Source organism: Aquisediminimonas profunda (assembly GCF_019443285.1).
Lineage (GTDB): Bacteria > Pseudomonadota > Alphaproteobacteria > Sphingomonadales > Sphingomonadaceae > Aquisediminimonas > Aquisediminimonas profunda.
In genome coordinates, this window is sequence record NZ_CP080327.1 from 2,190,383 (window position 1) to 2,209,663 (window position 19,281).

Consider the following 19,281-nt stretch of genomic DNA (forward strand, 5'->3'; position numbering starts at 1 on the left):
GAGGCACAAGAACAGGGCACATCAATCGCCCGTGGGATGACTAAGGTAACGGAAATCAGGCGTTTCTAGCACGGTGGGATAGTCCCCTGCAGCCGGCACCAGCATTTTCTTCATTGCCTCTGAAACTGCATTTTGATTGTGTATTCCGCTTTCGACAATCTTAATCCCAGCCAATTTATCGCTTGCACTCGCGGGTGCAGCCATTTGTTGGAAGCATTGCTTTATCCAATCAATGGCGTTGCGTTTCGAATGCGATGACATCGACATGCGATTGAAGGACATCCAGAGGTCGGAATTTTGAACGATGGGCAGGTCAAGAATTTCGATGTTGGTGTCCAAGTCGCAAAGATGGCTTGGTAGTGCCCCGATACCAAAACCCGCTCCGATTGCGCGATGGAGAAGATTGATGCCATTGGTCTTTGCAGCGATTAGGCGATCTGCCCGTTCATTCCCGAAAATTTGCCGCATGCTCTCCTCAGTTAGACCATAGGATTCCTGCAAAATGAAACGGTGGCCTTCAAGGTCTTCCATAGATGATGGCCTGCCGAAGCGATCAAGATAGGCCTCAGAAGCACATGGAATGAAGCGGATTGTTGCCAGCTTGCAGACAATCGTTTCTGGATTGGTCGGCCGCGCGAAGCCAATGCAAATGTCGCGATCAGTCGAATGAATGCGATCTTGATCTGCATCGCATTGGAGCGAAATCTTACTCGCGATCGACTCCATCAGGGCTGGCAGCTTGGGCGCAAGCAAAAACTCACCAATGCCTTCAGTGCAATATAAGGACAGAATTTCACCACCAGTTGATTGCGCATTGTTGGCGCGAGGTGCAAGCCGACCGATTGCAGAGTCCATCTCGAGCACGACATCGAGCGCGGTCATACCTTCGATGGTTAGAGACAAGCCATCCCGGCTTCGCTGGAAAAGCGTCATGCCGAGTGCCTTCTCAAGTCGGTCAATTCTGGATCGAATCGTATTCACGGACAGGTTGTGCTTGGCCGCTGCTCTTCTGAAGCTTCGTTCCGGTGCGATGGATCGGAAAAAGTTCAAATCATCCCAATTCAGCATCGCCAACTCCAAACAATCTTCCGTCATTGTGGTGAACACCGGTTTCAAGTTTTTGGATGCCAGTGCTCTCAGGGGCGCCGTCGATATCCACAAAAATTTTCTAGGGTGCGTGTGCAACCAATTACTTGACTTGGATCATAGTAATGGGTGCATCACATGGATCATTTTAATTGTCCGAAGTTTTTTCATTCCTGGAAATATCTTTCCGCGAACTTGCCCTGTTTGCGGGTGTAGGTATTTTCCTTGGATCATTATCTGAAATTTTACTCGATCTCGTCGCATTCTGGGTCCGGGTATCGCATAGGCGATTGACGGCCAGATCGCAGGGCTCACCAGTTTCTCTTGAAGCTGACAAACTTGGCCCTTTTGCCGTGTTCGTTCCGGCTTGGAACGAAGCCGATGTCATCGGCCAGATGCTCGACGCAGCGTTGATCTCCTATACTGGGGATGACGTACACATGTTCGTGGGCTGCTATCCCAATGATCCAAATACAATTTCGGTGGTCCGGAAACGCGAGGGGGAAAAAATCTCCCTGGTTCTGGTTGACCGCGAAGGTGGCACGGCCAAGGCGCATTGCCTCAACAACTTGTATCGCGCTTTGTTGGCTTTCGAGCAGGCACGCCGCCGGAAATTCGCAGGCATCATCCTGCACGACGCCGAAGATGTCATTAGTGCCGACGAAGTGAATGTCTTTCGACGCAGGGCAACCGCGTTCGCAATGATCCAGTTGCCTGTTTATCCGCTCCGAAATCCGGCAAGCTTATGGATCAGCGGCCACTATTGTGACGAATTTGCCGAGGCGCATGGCAAAACCATGATCGCCCGCCAGGCCATTGGAGCAGCGCTGCCATCGGCTGGCGTTGGCTGCATGTTCAGGCGGGATGTAATTGAAGTGCTCGCGACGATTTGCGGCGGAGAGCCGTTTTCGGAAGACAGCCTGACAGAAGACTATGAATTGGGACTCAGGCTGCGAGATTTGGGGTTCAATTCCGCGTTCATTGTTGAAGCTGACAAATCTTTACCAGGATTCGTCTGCACCCAGGCCTATTTCCCACATCAGCTGGCCAGTTCAGTGAAGCAAAAGGCGCGATGGATGGCAGGGATCGGGCTCGAAGGGTGGATGCGTTTAGGCTGGGGCAGCAGATGGTCCGAAATCTGGATGCGAGCGAGAGATCGCCGGGGCCTCGTTTCGGCAGTCATCCTTGTTGCAGCATATCTTGCTCTGCTCAATGTGATGGTGATTTGGCTCTTGCAGGGCATATCTGGACTGCAGCTCTTCGCACCGGATGGCGTTTTGGGTGGGCTGCTATTGGTCAATTTTGGCATGGCAATGTGGCGCCTCGCCATTCGATCATTGTGCACTTGGAGATACTATGGTTGGCGAGAAGCCGCCCTTTCAATTCCTCGAGTATTCATTTCAAATTTCATAGGCATACTGGCAGCCTTCGAAGCGGTTCGGATTCATCTTTCGGCGCGGCGTACGGGGCAGATTAAATGGGAAAAGACGATGCATGTCTTTCCCTCTAGAATGTGATGAAGGGCGCAAAGTCACCTGCAATAGTCAATCTTGCCGCGCTTGTGTTCGGCTGGATTGTCGTTCGACTTTCCGTACTCAGTTTCTCTGCCGGGCCGCCTCAGCTGCCGCTTCCCAAAAGAGATCATTTGGCTTCAGTTGCCTTGGCCACTCTATTGTCCAAGCCTGATATTCCGGACAAAATTGACGTCAACGCTCCATTGTCCTTCCTGCACATGACGGGCAGCATGCTTCATTTTGCCGACGCACAATCTCTAAGATCTGGGCAAAACAATGGCTTGCAATTGCCAATTACTGGTCAAGATTTTGATGTCAGGGACCAGGAACAGCCAACTGAAACAATGCCGGCCAAATGGGGTTCGACCCATACAACGAGGAGTGCACCGCAATTTGATAAAGTCTCCCGAAACTGGCAGCTTTCCGGATATGCGCTTCTTCGAACAGGTAGCGGACAAGCTGGTATCGCTACCAATGGCCAGCTTGGCGGGAGTCAAATTGGATTGCGCGCTCAACGCCAGATCATTCGCTCTGGCCAGTTTTCCTTGTCAGCCAGCGGCCGCATTTCTGCACCCATCATTTTAGAAGAAGGCAAAGAAGCCGGCTTTGGCTTTGCGCTTAAGAGATCAGGTCGGGTTCCGGTCGAGCTTATCGTTGAACGTCGGGTTGGATTGGACAGAGGGGGACGTAATGCCGTGGCGGCATTAGTTGCGACGGGCTTCGACGACGTTCACATCCCCGCCAAGTTGCTTTTCTCGGGTTATGTTCAGGCGGGTGCAGTTGGATTGAAGAGCCGCGATGGCTTTGTCGATGGCGCTTTGCGGGCAGAGCATGCACTGCTGGACTTTGAAAAGGGGGGCCTGCGGATTGGCGGAGTGTTGGCTGGGTCAGCACAGCCAGGCGTTTCCAGAGTGGACCTCGGGCCAACAATCGCAGCCCGCTTTCGGGTTGCTCATACTTCTTTCAGGGTGGCCGCAGAGTGGCGAGAGAGGATTGGCGGCAATGCCTTACCCGGCTCCGGTCCAACGATCACATTGGGTTTTGATTACTGAGCGGAGGGTCGCAACAGCGTAATCTTTGCCTTTCCATGTACCCGTTCCGCTTCGACAAGGAAGCCTGGTACGGTGACAGTTTCCGCCCGTCCGGTCTCTATGCTGATCAAAGTGCTCGGACCGACCCAGCCCAGCCGCTTGCACCGGTCGAGCACAACTTGGCCGGCTCCTGTGCCATAAGGCGGGTCGATCATCACCAAATCATATGGCTCGCTCGAAGGCGCAAGCGTGGTTGCTGATTGCGCGCGAATATCAGCCTCGGCTTTGAGTGCGGAGACATTCGTTCGCAAAGCTTCAATAGCTTGGCGGTCCTGTTCGACAAAGGTGCACATAACTGCCCCGCGCGAAAGCGCCTCTAATCCCAAGGCGCCCGAGCCAGCAAAAAGATCTGCGACACGAAGTCCCTGAAAGCTACCAAGGCGGCTGAGGAGCATTGAGAACAGAGCTTCCCGAGTCCTTTCGGCAGTGGGCCGTGTCGTTTCGCCTTTGGGGGCGACGATTACTCGGCCGCGCCACTGACCCGAAATGATTCTCACAGGGATTTCCGAAAAGCCACAAGTTCGTGCTGCTTGATTTCATCAACGCCCCCGGCAGGGAGATCACCCAGCACAAAGGGGCCATAGCTTGTCCGGATCAGTCGCGAGACCTTTAGGCCCAAATGTTCCAGCACCCGCCGAACTTCGCGATTTTTCCCTTCCGCAAGGCTGAGTTCGATCCAGACATTGGCACCGGTGCGCCGTTCAAGGTTCGCATTGATGCTGCCATAGCGTATGCCCTCGATTTCAACGCCCATCATCAGGCTTTCCAGTTGTGCCTGGCTGACGTTGCCGTAGGCCCGCGCTCGGTAGGAACGGGTGACTCCGGTTGCCGGCAATTCGAGCTGGCGCTTGAGTTCACCGTCGGTCGTGAGCAGCAATAGCCCTTCCGTGTTCAGGTCAAGCCTGCCAACTGGCATCAGCCTAGGGAGGCCTTTCGGCAGGCGGTCGTATATGGTTGGCCGGCCCTTTGGGTCTCTCTCTGCAGTCAGGAGCCCCGTGGGTTTGTGGTAGCGAAAGAGCCGGGCGGCGGCAGGCGGCTTTACGGATTTTCCGTCGACGGTCACGCCGGTCAAGGATTTGAGAAGTGTCGCGGGCGTTTCGATCGTTACGCCGTTGAGAGCAATACGGCCTTCCGAAATCATCCGCTCGATCTCGCGCCGCGAAGCGATACCTGCGCGTGCGAGAAGCTTCGCAATGCGCTGTTCTTCGCGAGGATCCGCTTTTGGGGCACTTGGGGGCCGGGCCGTGTAACCGGAATGACGTTTCATGCGAACGCCGTTAGACTTGTTTAGTGAGATTTGCCATGCGTCTTGTCGTCCTGCTTTCTACCCTTCTTGCAGTCTCCTCAGGAGCCCCACCCCCCGCAAATTTCGTTAAAATGACACCAGTCGCAGTCGAGCTTTTCACGAGCCAGGGGTGTTCATCTTGCCCGCCTGCAGATGCTCTGATCGAAAGGCTGGCAAAGGAGCCCAACATTGTGGCCATCACGCGGCCAGTAACTTATTGGGACAGCCTTGGCTGGAAGGACACGCTGGCCCGCGAGGCAAACACGATATTGCAGCGCAGTTATGCAGCGCGTGGCGGCGAAGGGTCAGGAGTCTATACTCCGCAGGCTATGGTGCAGGGGCGAATGGCGGCCGTAGGCTCAAGCGAAGGCAAGTTGCGGCGCCTCATTGAGGTCGAGAAGCAAAGGCCGGGCCCGACGGTTTCCGCGCGTGCAACGGCTGATGGCGGGCGCACAATCATGATCGATCAACGCGTCAGCACAAATGCGTCCGTCATCGTGGTCGCGCTCAAGAGCTCTGCAATTGTGAGGATTGGAGCAGGCGAGAATGGCGGCCGCGCAGTTCGCTATACCAATGTTGTGCTTGCCGAGAACGATGTGGGGCGTTGGTTCGGCGGCAATGCCACGTTCACTGTGCCCGCAAGGCTCATGAAGCAGTCTGGCGCAGACCGCTATGCTCTATTGTTTCGGGAAGGTCCTGGCGGAAGAATTGCAGCTGCGCGCTATATCTGACCAATCCGCCCCTCTATTGCATCATGGAACTGGCGTATGCCTCCTTCCAGTGTGCCCAAGGTCAGCTCCGTTACGGCACCGGACGTGAGACCTTCCTGCCCCAACGCAGCTGCCCGGAAATCTTCTGACCCAAACACACTGCCGTCGAGCAGGTCCCAACTCCTTTGCCAATGCTGCTGCGCCTTTTCCGTTTGAGGTGCTTCGGGAATGAGCATGAAGTCCTCGACCAATGTGCGATCGACCGCCTGAGGCATCATGACCATCAGGTTCACATAGTCCGGGCTGACAACGACTTCCGCCGCAGGAAAGAGCGAATAGGCAAAGGTCACTGCGGATCGTAACTGCGGCCAATTCCCCATGTCGATATCTGCAAGTTCGGCTGCGCGCCCGACCGCTGATCGCTGGTGCCCGCCGATCATGTCGGCTGCCGTTATCCCGTCCTTGAAAAAGGGCCCAATTGTTTCGGAATGCAGCCGCGTGACGTGATAGCTTTCGAGAAAAGCGTCCATGATCAGCTTCCAGTTCGCAGGTACATCATGAGTTCGTCTCGCAAAAAGATGAAGGCCAGCCATCCCGAATGCGTCAAAATCCCGCCCTAGAGTCGCTGCTTCGCTGAAGTCTGCATCTTCGACTGGTGAGAACCAGATCAGCCCGCCCGCTTCATGCGTTGGCAAACGCTTCAGTCCATATTCTCCCTTATCGAGACCAGGAAAAGTTTCAGGCCGCGGCATGGCAATCAACGTGCCATCAAGCGCGTACGTCCATGCGTGATAGGGGCACGCAATCCTGCTGGAGCAAACGGTGTCCAGACCTTCGACCAGACGCGTACCGCGATGCCGACAGACGTTCAGGAAGACATGTGCTTTGCCAGTCTTGTCACGTGCCAGGAGCAGCGGCCGACCCGTGCTGTCGTGCGGGACGGCCATATTCGGCTCTGGCAAAAGCGCAGATGGGGCAATGACTTGAGGCAATGTATCGAACAGTGCCGCCTTCTCCTGCGCAAACCATGCGGGATCGACATAACGGCTGGCTGATACATGCGTAATGCCGCGGTTTGGCCGGCCAGCGCCTTCAGCAATTTGCTGTGCCAGCGCCATTTGGCCGTCAGTGGGTGAGAGCATGGTCATGACAGGGCTATCCTTACCCGAATTTGGCGCTAGGTTTGCGCGAAAATGAGCCGGGAGCAAGTGCGTTGAGTGAAACCAGCCAATCCGTAACGTTGCAGGAGCGATCCCTCTGGGGATCAGTCAGTCAGTATTTCGAGAAGGAATCACTGGCAGCATTCTTCGTCGGTATTTCGTCAGGATTCCCTTACGCAATGATTGGCGCAACGCTTACCACGCGGCTGGCCCAGGATGGAATCGACAAGAAGACTGTAACAGCCTTTACCCTGGCGTTTCTGGTCTACAATCTGAAGATGTTCTGGGCATGGATCGTTGATGGCGTCAGATTGCCAATCATCGGAGCACTTGGCCAACGTGTTTCATGGCTGCTTTTTGCAGGTACTATGGTCATCGCAGCAGTTGTCAATCTGGCGCTTGTCGATCCGGCCGATAACATCGGTGCGACGGTCGTGGCTGCAGTTCTGGTCGGTGTAGCGGGAGCTACATTTGATATTGTGATCGACGCTTTCAGGATTGAAACCCTCCAACCGTATCAACTTGGCGTCGGTTCCGGAATGTCGCAATATGGCTGGCGGATCGGCTCAGCGGGGGCCGGCGCACTTGCACTTGTCGTTTCAGCGCGAATGGGATGGTCTGCGGCCTATATGGCCTGTGCAGCGCTCGCGTTGCCTGCAATGTTGACCGGTCTGATAATGGGGGAACCTTCACGGCACGTCGTTGTGATCGAAAAAAAGGGACTGGCAGAAGTCTGGTTTTCGATCATCGGCCCGTTCAAGGAGTTTTTCCAACGGACGGGCGCATTTCTGGTTCTCATGTTCATTCTGGTTCACAAGATCGGCGACACCTTGGCCAATCTGACGTTTCGGTTGCTGTTCGATGATCTGGGGTTCAGCAATGATGAAATCGCCTTCTATGATGTTGGCGTTGGATTCTGGGCCTATCTGATCGGCATCTTTGTTGGCGGCGTAATCTACGCCAAGCTCGGCCTAAAAAGAGCGGTCCTCCTTGCTTTGGTGCTCATGGGAGTTTCGAACCTCAGTTTTGCGGCTCTTGCTGCCGCTGGGCACAGCAATTTGGGCATGGCTGGGGCGATAGGGTTCGAAAATTTTGCCAGTGGCTATGGCGGTGTCGTGGTCGTCGCCTATTTTGCCGCCTTGTGCGATTTGCGCTTTACAGCCTCTCAATATGCCATGATCTCGGCCGGTGCGAGCGTGGTTGGCCGGTTCCTGACCGGGACGACGGCAGGGGCGATGATCGAGAGTTTTGGCTATGTGGATTTCTATCTTTTGACGACTGCACTTGCAGTTCCCGGCATCCTGCTTTTCTGGATCATGATGCGCAAAGGTCTGGTCGATAGCGCGATGGGGGATGCGGGCGAGCAGCAAGAGCCAAACTGAAATCTCGCGCGGCTCAATCTTGAACATTTTTCGAGGAGCGGGTTCACAATCGCCAGCGGCAGAGATTCTATGCTATCTCTTCCCCGTTTTCCCTGAGGACTTCGCCAGCGAGATAGAGCGATCCAAGAATCAGGACCGCACCGGATTCTACGTCCGACTTTGCTAGCGAACGCAGCGCAGAGGCCACGTCCGTAGCCGGTTCGGCGGTAACAGATTGGCGGCGCAACCAAGCGGATAAATCTGCAGGCGGGTGGTGAGGGTGACCCGGGATCGGGACTGTTCGGAATGAAGTCGCACGATTGATGAAGGGTGCCAATATGCCTTCGGCATCCTTGTTTGCCAACACACCGGTTACAATGTGCAAGGGTTCGTCCTTGCCCAAAATCGCGTCGATTTGACCGGCAACCGCTTCCGCAGAAGCGGGGTTGTGGCAGCCATCGATCCAGACCGTCATTCTCGGCAGGATATGGGTCAAAGGCCCATCGCTCAATTGCTGGAGCCTGGCAGGCCAATCTGCCCACCCCATTGCGGCACGAATTGCTGCCTCGGGTACGCCTATCGTTGATTGGTGCCTCAACATTGCGATGGCAAGCGCAGCATTCTGTGCTTGATGCTCGCCAGCAAGGCGAGGCAGGGGAACAGAAAGCTTGCCGGATTCATCGCGGTAGTGGAGCTGGCCATTATAGGAGATGGCGTCCCAATCACTCCCTTTGGGATAATAGGGAGCCCCAGCCGCAGACGCGACTCTGGTGATCCGTTCGGTCTCTGCTGCTGGATACTTCATTGTCACAAGGGGAACGCCTGGTTTTGCAATCCCGGCCTTTTCTCCGGCAATCGTCACAACATCGTCGCCAAGAAAGGCCTGGTGATCGATCCCCAACTGGGCAATCCCGCAGACAATTGGATCGGGGATCACATTGGTTGCATCAAGCCTTCCGCCCAATCCGACTTCAATGATGGCGGCATCGGCTGGCGTACGGGCAAATGCGAGGAAGGCGGCAGCCGTCGTTGCCTCGAAAAAACTTGGCGCAATATCGGTCGAACAGTCGAGTACCTCGGAGAGCAATGGCGCGAGCTTCACGTCACCGATCAGCTGGCCTGCAACCCTTATGCGTTCATTGAACCGGATAAGATGTGGACTTGTATAAACATGGACAGTCTTGCCTGCTGCTTCGAGGCTGGCGCGAAGAAAGGCGCAGGTCGACCCCTTGCCATTCGTGCCGGCGACATGAAACACCGGGGGCAGATCCCGATGAGGATTGCCAAGACGTGACATCAACTCTGATATGCGTTCAAGGCCAAGAACGTCGCGTCCCGGCGAAAGCATCGTTAACCTGTCCAGCTGTTTCTGGACAGCTGGATCATCGCTTTTTGCGTGGTCAGCCACGAGACGTCAGGCCGCCACTCCCTGTGGCTGCAGATAGCCGATAAGTTTTGCGATGGTTTCCCGCAAGTGGCGGCGAGACACGACCATGTCGAGCATGCCATGATCGAGCAGATATTGAGAAGTCTGGAAATCATCTGGGAGCTTCTCGCGAATTGTGTTCTCGATCACGCGCCGCCCGGTAAACGCAAGAGTAGCTTTCGGCTCAGCGATATGCACGTCGCCGAGCATCGCATAACTGGCCATTACACCGCCCGAAGTCGGGTCGGTAAGCACAACAATATACGGCAAGCCGGCGTCGCGGAGTTCCTGCACGCCCACGGTCATCTTGGGCATTTGCATCAGTGAGAGAATGCCTTCCTGCATGCGCGCGCCACCCGATGCTGTGAAAATCACATAAGGGCAATTGGCTGCAATGGCGGCGCGTATTCCGGTGATGAATGCCTCTCCAACGGCAACACCCATCGATCCGCCCATAAACGCGAAATCCTGGACTCCGATAACGACCGGCTGCCCTTCGATCCGGCCCTGTGCGTTGATCAAGGCATCCGCTTCCCCGGTCTCGGCGCGGGCTGCCTTCAGACGATCAACATATTTTTTTGAATCCCGGAATTTCAGGGGGTCTTCAACAGTACGTGGATTGCTGAGCACGATCCAGCTGCCTTCATCGAACAATTGCTCGAAACGGGTCGAGGGGCCAATGCGGCCGTGCTGGTTGCAAACAGGGCAAACCGAGAGATTGTCCTCGAATTCCTTCGCAAAGATCATCTGCGCGCAGCCGGAACATTTGATCCAGAGATTGTCAGGCGTGTCGCGCTTGGCAATGAATGGAATGGCGTTGCGGACGCGTGTCAGCCAGTTCATGCGACGTTCTCCTTGGAGGCAGCATCCATAGCGTGCCTCAGGCTGGCGACATAGTCCCTAACCGGACCCGCAGCGTTTGCGCCATGTTTTCCAACCAGTTCTACGATCGCGGTGCCGACCGCCACGCCATCCGCAACGGCACCCACCTTTGCAGCCTGTTCGGGAGTTCGAATCCCAAAGCCGACGACGATGGGCAGTGATGTCGCAGCCTTTAGCCGAGCAACTGCCCCTGCGATGCTGTCAGACGTGGCTTGCTGGAGCCCCGTGATACCGGCGACCGAAACATAGTAGATGAAACCCGAAGCTCCATTGAGCACGACTTGCAACCTGCTTGCATCGGTTGTCGGCGTGGCAAGACGAATGAGGTCGACGCCAGCTGCGCGCAGGGCAAGGCCCAGGTCATCGTCTTCCTCCGGCGGAAGATCGACGCAGATCACACCGTCGACTCCGGCCGATGTGCATTCGTGGGCGAACCAATCCGGCCCGCGTCTGATCATTGGATTGGCATAGCCCATAAGAACCAGTGGCACGTTTGGATGGCGGGCACGAAAATTCCTGGCAATCGCAAACAGGTCCGCTGTTGTTGTACCTGCGCCCAACGACCGCAGATTGCCCAGCTGTATCGCCGGACCATCAGCCATTGGATCGGTAAAAGGCATGCCCAGCTCGACCACATCGGCACCACCCTCAACCAACGCGTCGAGGATCGCCGAAGTATGGCTGGGTGTTGGATCGCCACCCGTCACAAATGCCGCAATGACGGGGCGCCCCTTGCCAAAAGCGGACGCAAAGCGGGTCATATCGTGACCCCCAGCGCCTCTGCCACTGTAAAGATGTCCTTGTCGCCGCGTCCGCACAGATTGGCGACGATGATCTGATCTTTGGCCATTTTGGGGGCGATGCGCATGACAGCAGCAATCGCATGGCTGGGTTCGAGCGCCGGAATGATGCCTTCCAGTCTGCACACGAGCTTGAATGCCTCCAAAGCTTCAATGTCGGTCGCGCTTTCGTATCGGACTCGGCCAATTTCATGGAGCCAGCTGTGCTCAGGACCGATACCCGGATAATCAAGGCCTGCGGAAATGCTGTGCGCTTCGGTGATCTGTCCGTCTTCATCCTGCAGAAGATATGTCTTGTTGCCATGCAGGATCCCTGGGGATCCGCCGGCAAGGCTCGCAGCATGCTCTTTGTCGAGTCCATGCCCCGCAGCCTCGACTCCAAGCATTTGGACTTCTCGATCGTCAAGGAACGGGTGAAAAAGTCCAATCGCATTCGAACCGCCGCCAATTGCTGCCACCAGAAGGTCTGGTAAACGACCTTCGCGCTTCAATATTTGCTCGCGAGCCTCCCGGCCGATGACGGACTGAAAGTCTCGGACAAGTTCGGGGTAGGGATGGGGGCCTGCTGCAGTTCCGATAATATAGAACGTGTCGCTCACGTTCGCGACCCAATGCCGCAGCGCCTCATTCATTGCGTCCTTCAGTGTACGCGATCCGCTTTCTACCGAATGCACTTCCGCACCAAGTAGCTTCATCCGAAATACGTTCGGCTGCTGGCGCTCAATATCGCGTGCACCCATGAAAATTGTGCAGGGCAGTCCGAAGCGGGCAGCAACGGTGGCCGTAGCCACTCCATGCTGGCCTGCGCCGGTTTCTGCAATGATCTTGGTCTTCCCCATCCGCATTGCGAGCAGGATTTGGCCAATACAGTTGTTTATCTTGTGGGCACCTGTGTGGTTGAGCTCGTCTCGCTTGAAGTAGATTTTTGCCCCGCCAAGCTCTTCAGTCAGCCTTTCCGCAAAGTAGAGGGGGCTAGGGCGACCGACATAATGTTCGAGCAAATCGTCAAATTGCAACGCAAAGGCAGGATCGACCTTGGCGGCCTCGTAGTGGCGTTCAAGATCAAGGATGAGTGGCATCAGCGTTTCGGCGACATAGCGACCACCAAATTGGCCAAAATGCCCGCGTTCGTCCGGACCGGTGCGAAGAGAGTTTGAAAGAGTCATAATCTGGCGGCTGCTTTAAGGAACGCAGCGATCTTGTCCACATCCTTGATGCCCGGAGCAGATTCTACCCCGGATGATGTATCGACCAGTTGAGCCCCGGTGACCCGAATAGCCTCTGCGACATTGTCGGGAGTCAATCCACCTGCGAGACCCCAAGCCATAGGATGCACGAAGCCAGCAAGCAGGGTCCAGTCGAAGCGTACGCCCATTCCACCGGGCAGAGCTGCATCATCCGGCTGCAATGTGTCATAAAGCAGGAAATCGGACGCGCCAATATGGAAGGCCGCTGATTTCAAATCGTCGGCAGTGCGGATGCCGATTGCGCTCCACGTCTCACGCTCGCACTGCGCCCGGATCGCAGCGGCCCGACCCGGCGTTGTCTTGTGAAGCTGGATTACGTCGAGATTTCCTGCCTCGATCGCCTGTTCAAGCAGCGCATTGCAGGGATCGACGAAAACGCCGACCCGCCGGACATGGTGGGGAATTGGCCCAACAAGCGCACGCGCCTCATCGAAGGAAATGCTGCGTGGACTGGGAGGATAAAAATTCAGCCCGATATGACTGGTGCCGTGCTTGATGGCGGCATCAATGGTCTCAGGCGTCTTGAGCCCGCAAATCTTCGTTTTTACAGGCATGGGCTCAGAGAGTGGCTTCGATTGCGCGGGCGGCAATACCTGGATTGTCTGCCTGCGTGATGGGACGTCCGACGACTATGATCGAGGCGCCGGCATCAAGGGCCGCACGCGGAGTGACGACGCGCTTCTGGTCACCTGCGCTTCCATCGGCAGGCCTCACGCCTGGAACGACAAAAAAGCCTTTGGGCCAGAGCTTGCGAGCAGCTTTGACTTCATTTCCCGAACAGACGACTCCATCAAGACCCGCGTCCTTTGCCAAAAGTGTCAAACGTTCGACTTGCGCATGGGGATCTGCATCAAGGCCGATTGATTGGAGGTCAGTTCCGTCCAGGCTTGTGAGAACTGTGACGCCCACGACCTTTGTGCCTTCCGGCGCAGCGGCCTTGGCATCTTCCATCATTGCTCTGCCGCCACTTGCATGAACTGTGAGGATGGCAGGCTTCAAAGGCCGCAGGGCCTGAACTGCCTTTGCCACAGTGTTGGGAATGTCGTGCAATTTGAGGTCAAGGAAGATCGGGAGGCCCAAAGCAGCCATTTCCCGGACACCGGCTCGCCCGTTGGCAGAGAAAAACTCAAGGCCGAGCTTGATCCCTCCAACATGGCCCTTCACACTTGCTGCAATCGCCTTTGCTCGATCCAGATCTGGCGTGTCCAGCGCGACGAAAATCTTGGATGTCATGCAACCCCCGGGGGAACTGCAATAGGTGCGGCACCGGGCGGTATCGCCCCGGCAGGTGCAATTCTTTCAGCGGGCGGCGCCGGATTTACCGCCTCAGCCAATGCTTTTTCCATAGTATTGATCCTGCGTTTCAGGCTCCACCGCGTTGCGCGGTGGATCAGCATGGCAGGAACCAGACCAATGAGGAACGCCGCAAAAAGCAAGACTGGAAGCCGTGTATCAAGCTGCAGGCCGCCCCAAAGGTTCAGTGTAACCATGCTCCAGTTGTTGAATGCGAACAGCATCGCTGCGACTGCGATCAGCACCCAGAACAATGTCTTCAGGAATTGCATCGCTTACCCATCTTATTGTTGACCCTCAAATATGACTTAGGCCGCAACCGGCCCGGCTGCAATCTCGCGTTGCAGAGTTTCGAACAGGTCGGGAATGTGGAGAAGCCTCGGGCGTTCCTCATCCAGCACGGCATAGAGCAATTCGCGTTTGAGCGCAGTGGCTTCTTCAGGGTCAATGCCTGCGCTGGAAATCACGATGTCGAAAAGCCGGTCGGCGCCATGTAGCCGCCCCCAGAGATAGTCATTTTCGCGATAGGACCGGCTGAAGAACGCACCAAAGCTGTTAAGCTGAATTCCCTTGAGAGTTTCGAGCACGCCTTTGCGGATCGCGGTCGCATCTTCTGGCGAAATGCGATCGACCTTGATCGGGTCGAATTCATCCAGACCTTCGCCCTGCAGCATGGGCAATGTCGTGAGGTCGTAAAAAGGGAAGCCCAAATACGCATAGAGGATGGTGCGGCGCGACGATTTGGGACAATTGCCGATGGCCTGAGCGAATTCCGCATCGATTTCAGCATCAAGCTCTGTCAGGCCGCGTTGCGCTTCGATATCATCGAGCATTGCTGCGGCGTTATCATGGCTTAGCAATTCATAGAAACCGACGCCTTCGCGGTCGAGGTAGCGCGAGAGCAGTTTGAAGATTGCATCCCGCAGCGGCTCCACATCGTCTTCTGCAACGCGACCATCGACCTGAAGTGCATCAATAGCCCGCAAGACGAAGCGCAGTCGCCGGATCCGGAACCTCAAATCGTGCGCGCGGAAGAACTGGATGGCAGCAGTACTGGCGCCTTTTCCGGGACCGAGCGTAATCATGTCCGCACCGCGCCGGCGGACCTCATCCCAAAGCGACTGTCTCAGCGTGTCGAAACGGTGGCCACGCAGTTCGGGATCCTGACGCGCGGCAAGTGCTGCAATCTCTTCAACGATATGAGACAATTTGGCGTGGCCATAAGCTGCATAGCTGTAGCCCGCGTCGCGCGCGGCGCGTTCCTGCGCCTTGTTGCGCCAATTCTTGAGTCGGGCGGCCGTTGGATTGTCGAGGAAGAATGTCCTGCCAAGCATGGCCTCGATTGCCGCTTCAACATCAGGGCGCATCGCGTCGATGATGCGTTGCATGCGCCGGATCCGGGAGGACCTTCCTTCGATTGCCTCCAGACTGTCGCGAATGGGCTGTTCGCGGGGAATGTCCGACATTGCCCCGAAGATGGTCGCGAAGAAGCCCGGCAGTTCAGCCTTGCCTTTCTTCGTCAGCCGGACTGAGCGCATGCCGGGCTTCGGATCGATATAGACGAAACGCCGGTCCACTTCGCGGCGCGACGGGCGATCCCGCAGCGCCTCGACTGCAGGGCCAAACGGCGCGTTGGCAAGCACTGAACCATCAATCAGGATTGCCGTTTCTGCCTTGCTGCTGACGCCAGGAAGTGATCTGGCGAGAAACTCGAACCGTCCCGGCCAGGTCTGTCCGCGATCAGCCAGCACGCCATCAATTTCTGAAACGTTCAACGGCGGAAAGGCCCCGGGGAAGCTGGCCGTCGCGCGCGCGGCAAAGGTCAGTGCCGCAACGTCACCGAAGTGTGTACCGCGCGCCGCACGATCCGTGAAGGAGAGCGTCAGCCGGTGCTCGGTTTCGATGACGTGGCTTGGACTGTGCAGGCGGAGCGTTTCGGGATGCCCGGCAAAGTCTGTCACCGTGACGAACAGATCAAGCGGCTGGGCTGCGGGCAGGAGGCGTCGTTCCGTTTTCGACCGAGCCATGGCATCGAACGCGTCAAGGAGCATGTTCGTGAAGACCGGACCGCCGAACGGCGGCTCGAACCAGCGGGCGCGGACGAAGCGGGAGAGCTTGCTGCGCACCTCATCCCGGCCTTCGGCAGCAACCGTCCGGTCAACCGTTCCGCCACGCCGACTGAGCGCGAGCCAGGCAATCGGCGTGGCCCAGAACTTGGTGAAGGAGGACATCGGCCGCGCATCGGGATCAAGCAGCCTGTCGACATCGGCATTGTCCAGCCACATGTCCGTCAGCGGATCGAGCGACTGGCCGCTGGTGATGGCCTTGGCAAGGAAGATGCCGTTGATGCCGCCGGCGCTGGCGCCTGCAATGATGTCATTGAGGACGCGCAGCTTCAGATGCGCTGTCTTCTCGATGAGCCTGAACAGCTCCACATAGACCGCTTCGACCTTGGTGCCGGGCGTCAGGCCGCTGTGATAGGCACGGCTGGCGCGGACAAGGTGCCACACTTCCTTGGTGACGCCATGCATGTAGATGGCAAGGCTGATCCCGCCATAACAGACAAGGGCCAGCCTGAGTTCCTTCTCGCGCATGCCGGCAGACTGGCACCGGGGTCAGCGAATGTCGAGTAGGGCTTGCTCAATGACGGGCTTTGCGTAAGGCGACGGGCGAGACAAACTGGATCAGGGGTGAAGGATGGAGTTCGATGATGTTGTGTTGGGCCGGCGGAGCATTCGCGGATACAAGCCCGATCCGGTTCCCCGCGAACTGATCGAGGAGATCCTGGCGATCGCGATGCGCGCGCCGTCTTCGATGAATACCCAGCCCTGGAACTTCACCGTGCTGACCGGAGAGCCGCTTGACCGGATCCGGCAGGGCAACACCGAGCGCAACCTGGCCGGCATCCCGCATTCCCGCGAGTTCCGCACCGGCCATGCCTTTGCCGGTGTCCACCGCGACCGGCAGGTCGGCGTTGCCAAGCAGCTGTTCAGCGCCATGGGCATTGCCCGCGACGATGCGCCAGCCCGGCAGGACTGGGTGCTGCGCGGCTTCCGCCAGTTCGATGCGCCCGTCTGCGTGATCATCACCTATGACCGGGAGCTGGCCGACAGCGACGATACCGCCTTCGATTGCGGTGCCGTGACGACGGCACTCGTCAACGCCGCCTGGTCGCGCGGACTGGGCTGCGTCATCAACAGCCAGGGCATCATGCAGTCCCCCGTGGTGCGCGAACATGCCGGCATCGCGGAGGATCAGGTCATCATGAAGGCCGTCGCACTCGGCTGGCCCGACGACAGCTTCCCCGCCAACGCCGTCGTTTCGGAACGCAAGTCCGTGGCCGAAGCGGCGCGGTTCGTTGGGTTCTGAAGCGTCCTGCCTAGCCTGACCGTCGCCCCTGCGCAGGCAGGGGCCTGTGAGAGGCCTTGGCACTGACTGCCGCAGAGGCCCCTGCCTGCGCAGGGGCGACGATTCAAGACCCTAGCCCGGCATGCGCTCAAAGGCAGGCACGTCGCCGGTTTCGACCCAGGGCAGCTTGGTCTGCGCATAGAAGTGGATCGCCGGGGCAAAGCGTGATGGATCGTCGAGCGTCCCGGCCTTGATGAAGAACAGGTCCGGCGCTGCATCCGCCTTGGTGAAAAGCGGGGAGCCGCAGTTCGGGCAGAAGATACGCTCAACCCGCCCGCCGCTGTCACCACTGTCATCATAGCTCTTGGGCGTGCCTTCTATGGCAACCGTCCCGTTGGGAAAGCCCATGACGATCGAAAAGGCGCTGCCCGCTTGCTTCTGGCAATGCGTGCAATGGCAGATGCCCTGCATCACCGGTTCGGCCTCTGCGCGATAGCGGATCGCGCCGCACAGGCATCCGCCCACCAATTCCGTCATGTCTATCCTCCTGAACGACTGCGTATGAATTCGACCACACCGGCCGAGATGAACCCGATCACAAAGCCGAGCGGGCCGGTGATGAAGATGCCGAGCAAGGGCCCCTGATTGGCCTCTGGCGTGAAGATGATCGGCCCGACAAAGCCGCCGACAAATCCGATTAGCCCAAGCAGACAGCCGCCCCGAAATGCCGAACGCATCACTGCCATGATCGCGATCCTCCCACAGAGGGAGAGGTGAGCGAAGCCGCGGAACTTGTCAAACTTGTCATTCCGTTCCGGTAACCGGTTACCAGTAATTGGGCGGACCGGGGCGTTCAGGCACATCTACGAAATCGTCCTCATCCTCGTCTTCCTCCTCCTCCGGTTTGGGCAGTTCGACGCCCAGTGCGGCGGCGAGCGACTTCAGATCGGGCGGCGCGGGTGTGCCGGACTCTTCGCCCATATAGGCGGACTATGCCGCACGCCCGACCGCTTCTGCGAGGACATTCGCGACATAGGCATTCAAGGAAACGCCTTCGCGCGCCGCCACAATCTTCAGCTTTTCGTGAAGCGACCGGGGCACCCTTTGCCGCCATTGCCCGGCGGCTTGCGGTCCGGGAATTTTGCGGCCCGATTGCCTTGCTGCATCAATCCACTCGACGATAGCGGATTCTGCATCGGCAAGCGCCGCCTCCGGCGTATCGCCGTCGCCTGTGCAGCCGGGCAACGCCGGAACAGTCGCCAGCCAGCCGCAGCCATTCGCCGGAGACAGCGGCTCGACAAGTATCGCGTATCCCGATTCAGTCTGTTTCAAAGCCGCCATCTTCGTTCGCCTCTGCGTAGTTCATCAACAGGCGCACATAGACAGGCTTGATAGGCCGCCGCGATGGGATCGTGAGGATCGCCTCCGAGCCCGGAATGACGACCTTCCAATGCGATCCTCCACCCGAAGGTGGCAGGCAGGCCCAGCCCAATCCATCACACACTCTTCGCACGTCCTCGATCGACCAATCGCCTGCCGGATTGCGTCGCATCGCGCGCAAGAGTTTGTCCGCCTTGGTCATTGTTGATACCTTATACGGTATCAATAGGCAAGCCGGATGCAGTAGTAGCCGCCATGGACCGGTAGAGGGCCTTCGCCCAGATCAGGCCAGTGGCCTGCCCGTGTAATCATACTCAATGCTGGAGAAGCTGTCTCGCGCGAAGCCGTAGAGTAGCTTCAGGCCATTCGGCCCGGCGACGATCGCGTGTTCGGTGCCGCCCGGGATGAAGGCGGCCACATCGGGTCTGAGTTCCATCGTCTTGTTATCGGCATGCACCACGGCCGAGCCGCCAAGGCAGAAATAGAATTCGGACGGATCGTGGCGGTGGAATTTCAGATGGCCGCCGGGGGGAAATTCGGCAACGCCCACCACAAGCGAGCCGCTGGGCGTGCGATCGGCGCAGATCAGCGTCTGCCAGGTCAACTCCCCGTCGCGCGCCTCTCCCTCAAGCGGAAGCCCGCCATAGGCAACAGTGAAGGCCTCTTTCGTCATCTGGTCTCCTCACAATCGTCAAATG

The 19,281-nt window shown here is 57.5% G+C and carries 23 protein-coding genes; 5 read left to right on the plus strand and 18 right to left on the minus strand.

Going from position 1 to position 19,281, the window contains the following annotated elements:
- Positions 1 to 21: 21 nt before the first annotated feature.
- The gene (locus K0O24_RS10875) at positions 22 to 1,095 is read right to left on the minus strand and encodes a LysR family transcriptional regulator (RefSeq protein ID WP_219892779.1); all 1,074 of its coding nucleotides are present in this window, start codon (positions 1,093 to 1,095) and stop codon (positions 22 to 24) included.
- Between the two features lie 143 nt (positions 1,096 to 1,238).
- On the opposite strand from K0O24_RS10875, the gene K0O24_RS10880 reads away from it, so the two are divergent.
- Complete coding sequence (locus tag K0O24_RS10880; RefSeq protein WP_219892780.1) at positions 1,239 to 2,603, plus strand: glycosyl transferase family protein; 1,365 nt, start codon at positions 1,239 to 1,241, stop codon at positions 2,601 to 2,603.
- Positions 2,603 to 3,652 carry a hypothetical protein gene (locus tag K0O24_RS10885; protein ID WP_219892781.1) on the plus strand — a complete coding sequence of 350 codons (1,050 nt, stop codon included), beginning with the start codon at positions 2,603 to 2,605 and terminating at the stop codon, positions 3,650 to 3,652. Before K0O24_RS10880 ends, K0O24_RS10885 begins: the two co-directional genes overlap by 1 nt.
- Here K0O24_RS10885 and rsmD read toward each other — a convergent pair.
- Both rsmD and K0O24_RS10895 read right to left on the minus strand, forming a co-directional pair.
- Positions 3,646 to 4,188: a 16S rRNA (guanine(966)-N(2))-methyltransferase RsmD gene (rsmD, locus tag K0O24_RS10890; RefSeq protein ID WP_219892782.1), complete on the minus strand. Its 543-nt coding sequence runs from the start codon at positions 4,186 to 4,188 to the stop codon at positions 3,646 to 3,648. The two genes, K0O24_RS10885 and rsmD, sit on opposite strands and share 7 nt — an antisense overlap.
- Complete coding sequence (locus K0O24_RS10895; protein ID WP_219892783.1) at positions 4,185 to 4,958, minus strand: pseudouridine synthase; 774 nt, start codon at positions 4,956 to 4,958, stop codon at positions 4,185 to 4,187. Before K0O24_RS10895 ends, rsmD begins: the two co-directional genes overlap by 4 nt.
- A gap of 110 nt (positions 4,959 to 5,068) precedes the next feature.
- Between K0O24_RS10895 and K0O24_RS10900 the strand changes: the two genes are divergently transcribed.
- Complete coding sequence (locus tag K0O24_RS10900; protein WP_219892784.1) at positions 5,069 to 5,707, plus strand: DUF1223 domain-containing protein; 639 nt, start codon at positions 5,069 to 5,071, stop codon at positions 5,705 to 5,707.
- Here the strand turns inward: K0O24_RS10900 and K0O24_RS10905 are convergent.
- Positions 5,698 to 6,834 carry an aromatic ring-hydroxylating oxygenase subunit alpha gene (locus K0O24_RS10905; RefSeq protein ID WP_343211235.1) on the minus strand — a complete coding sequence of 379 codons (1,137 nt, stop codon included), beginning with the start codon at positions 6,832 to 6,834 and terminating at the stop codon, positions 5,698 to 5,700. The two genes, K0O24_RS10900 and K0O24_RS10905, sit on opposite strands and share 10 nt — an antisense overlap.
- Before the next feature lie 92 nt (positions 6,835 to 6,926).
- Here K0O24_RS10905 and K0O24_RS10910 point away from each other — a divergent pair, with 92 nt between their 5' ends.
- Positions 6,927 to 8,228 carry an MFS transporter gene (locus tag K0O24_RS10910; RefSeq protein WP_246611199.1) on the plus strand — a complete coding sequence of 434 codons (1,302 nt, stop codon included), beginning with the start codon at positions 6,927 to 6,929 and terminating at the stop codon, positions 8,226 to 8,228.
- A 67-nt stretch (positions 8,229 to 8,295) separates the two neighbouring features.
- Here the strand turns inward: K0O24_RS10910 and K0O24_RS10915 are convergent, their stop codons facing one another.
- Genes K0O24_RS10915 through K0O24_RS10950 form a run of 8 tightly spaced genes read right to left on the minus strand, consistent with a single transcriptional unit; the run spans position 8,296 to position 16,449 of the window.
- A complete protein-coding gene (locus tag K0O24_RS10915) occupies positions 8,296 to 9,615 on the minus strand; it encodes a bifunctional folylpolyglutamate synthase/dihydrofolate synthase (RefSeq protein ID WP_219892786.1) in 1,320 nt (439 codons plus the stop codon).
- A gap of 6 nt (positions 9,616 to 9,621) precedes the next feature.
- A complete protein-coding gene (gene accD, locus K0O24_RS10920; RefSeq protein WP_219892787.1) occupies positions 9,622 to 10,476 on the minus strand; it encodes an acetyl-CoA carboxylase, carboxyltransferase subunit beta in 855 nt (284 codons plus the stop codon).
- Complete coding sequence (gene trpA / locus K0O24_RS10925; RefSeq protein WP_219892788.1) at positions 10,473 to 11,276, minus strand: tryptophan synthase subunit alpha; 804 nt, start codon at positions 11,274 to 11,276, stop codon at positions 10,473 to 10,475. The genes accD and trpA overlap by 4 nt, the downstream gene beginning before the upstream one ends.
- On the minus strand, positions 11,273 to 12,481 hold the full coding sequence (trpB, locus tag K0O24_RS10930; RefSeq protein WP_219892789.1) for a tryptophan synthase subunit beta: 1,209 nt from the start codon (positions 12,479 to 12,481) through the stop codon (positions 11,273 to 11,275). The genes trpA and trpB overlap by 4 nt, the downstream gene beginning before the upstream one ends.
- Positions 12,478 to 13,116 (minus strand): phosphoribosylanthranilate isomerase, encoded by a 639-nt coding sequence (locus K0O24_RS10935; protein ID WP_219892790.1) that lies wholly within the window; start codon positions 13,114 to 13,116, stop codon positions 12,478 to 12,480. The genes trpB and K0O24_RS10935 overlap by 4 nt, the downstream gene beginning before the upstream one ends.
- 4 nt (positions 13,117 to 13,120) lie before the next feature.
- Positions 13,121 to 13,795 carry an orotidine-5'-phosphate decarboxylase gene (pyrF, locus tag K0O24_RS10940; RefSeq protein ID WP_219892791.1) on the minus strand — a complete coding sequence of 225 codons (675 nt, stop codon included), beginning with the start codon at positions 13,793 to 13,795 and terminating at the stop codon, positions 13,121 to 13,123.
- The gene (locus tag K0O24_RS10945) at positions 13,792 to 14,127 is read right to left on the minus strand and encodes a LapA family protein (RefSeq protein WP_219892792.1); all 336 of its coding nucleotides are present in this window, start codon (positions 14,125 to 14,127) and stop codon (positions 13,792 to 13,794) included. Before K0O24_RS10945 ends, pyrF begins: the two co-directional genes overlap by 4 nt.
- Positions 14,128 to 14,163: 36 nt before the next feature.
- Positions 14,164 to 16,449 carry a patatin-like protein gene (locus K0O24_RS10950; protein ID WP_219892793.1) on the minus strand — a complete coding sequence of 762 codons (2,286 nt, stop codon included), beginning with the start codon at positions 16,447 to 16,449 and terminating at the stop codon, positions 14,164 to 14,166.
- Between the two features lie 103 nt (positions 16,450 to 16,552).
- Between K0O24_RS10950 and K0O24_RS10955 the strand changes: the two genes are divergently transcribed.
- Positions 16,553 to 17,224 carry a nitroreductase gene (locus K0O24_RS10955; protein ID WP_219892794.1) on the plus strand — a complete coding sequence of 224 codons (672 nt, stop codon included), beginning with the start codon at positions 16,553 to 16,555 and terminating at the stop codon, positions 17,222 to 17,224.
- A gap of 111 nt (positions 17,225 to 17,335) precedes the next feature.
- Here the strand turns inward: K0O24_RS10955 and K0O24_RS10960 are convergent, their stop codons facing one another.
- From K0O24_RS10960 to K0O24_RS10985, 6 genes are all read right to left on the minus strand, one after another.
- Positions 17,336 to 17,740, minus strand: a complete 405-nt coding sequence (locus K0O24_RS10960; protein ID WP_219892795.1) for a GFA family protein — start codon at positions 17,738 to 17,740, stop codon at positions 17,336 to 17,338.
- A 2-nt stretch (positions 17,741 to 17,742) separates the two neighbouring features.
- A complete protein-coding gene (locus K0O24_RS10965) occupies positions 17,743 to 17,949 on the minus strand; it encodes a hypothetical protein (protein WP_219892796.1) in 207 nt (68 codons plus the stop codon).
- 79 nt (positions 17,950 to 18,028) lie between these two features.
- Positions 18,029 to 18,184, minus strand: coding sequence for a hypothetical protein (locus K0O24_RS10970; protein WP_219892797.1), 156 nt, complete (start codon positions 18,182 to 18,184; stop codon positions 18,029 to 18,031).
- A 9-nt stretch (positions 18,185 to 18,193) separates the two neighbouring features.
- Positions 18,194 to 18,544 carry a type II toxin-antitoxin system HicB family antitoxin gene (locus K0O24_RS10975; RefSeq protein ID WP_219892798.1) on the minus strand — a complete coding sequence of 117 codons (351 nt, stop codon included), beginning with the start codon at positions 18,542 to 18,544 and terminating at the stop codon, positions 18,194 to 18,196.
- Positions 18,522 to 18,785, minus strand: coding sequence for a type II toxin-antitoxin system HicA family toxin (locus tag K0O24_RS10980; RefSeq protein WP_219892799.1), 264 nt, complete (start codon positions 18,783 to 18,785; stop codon positions 18,522 to 18,524). Before K0O24_RS10980 ends, K0O24_RS10975 begins: the two co-directional genes overlap by 23 nt.
- Before the next feature lie 81 nt (positions 18,786 to 18,866).
- A complete protein-coding gene (locus K0O24_RS10985; RefSeq protein WP_219892800.1) occupies positions 18,867 to 19,256 on the minus strand; it encodes a cupin domain-containing protein in 390 nt (129 codons plus the stop codon).
- Between the last annotated feature and the right edge of the window lie 25 nt (positions 19,257 to 19,281).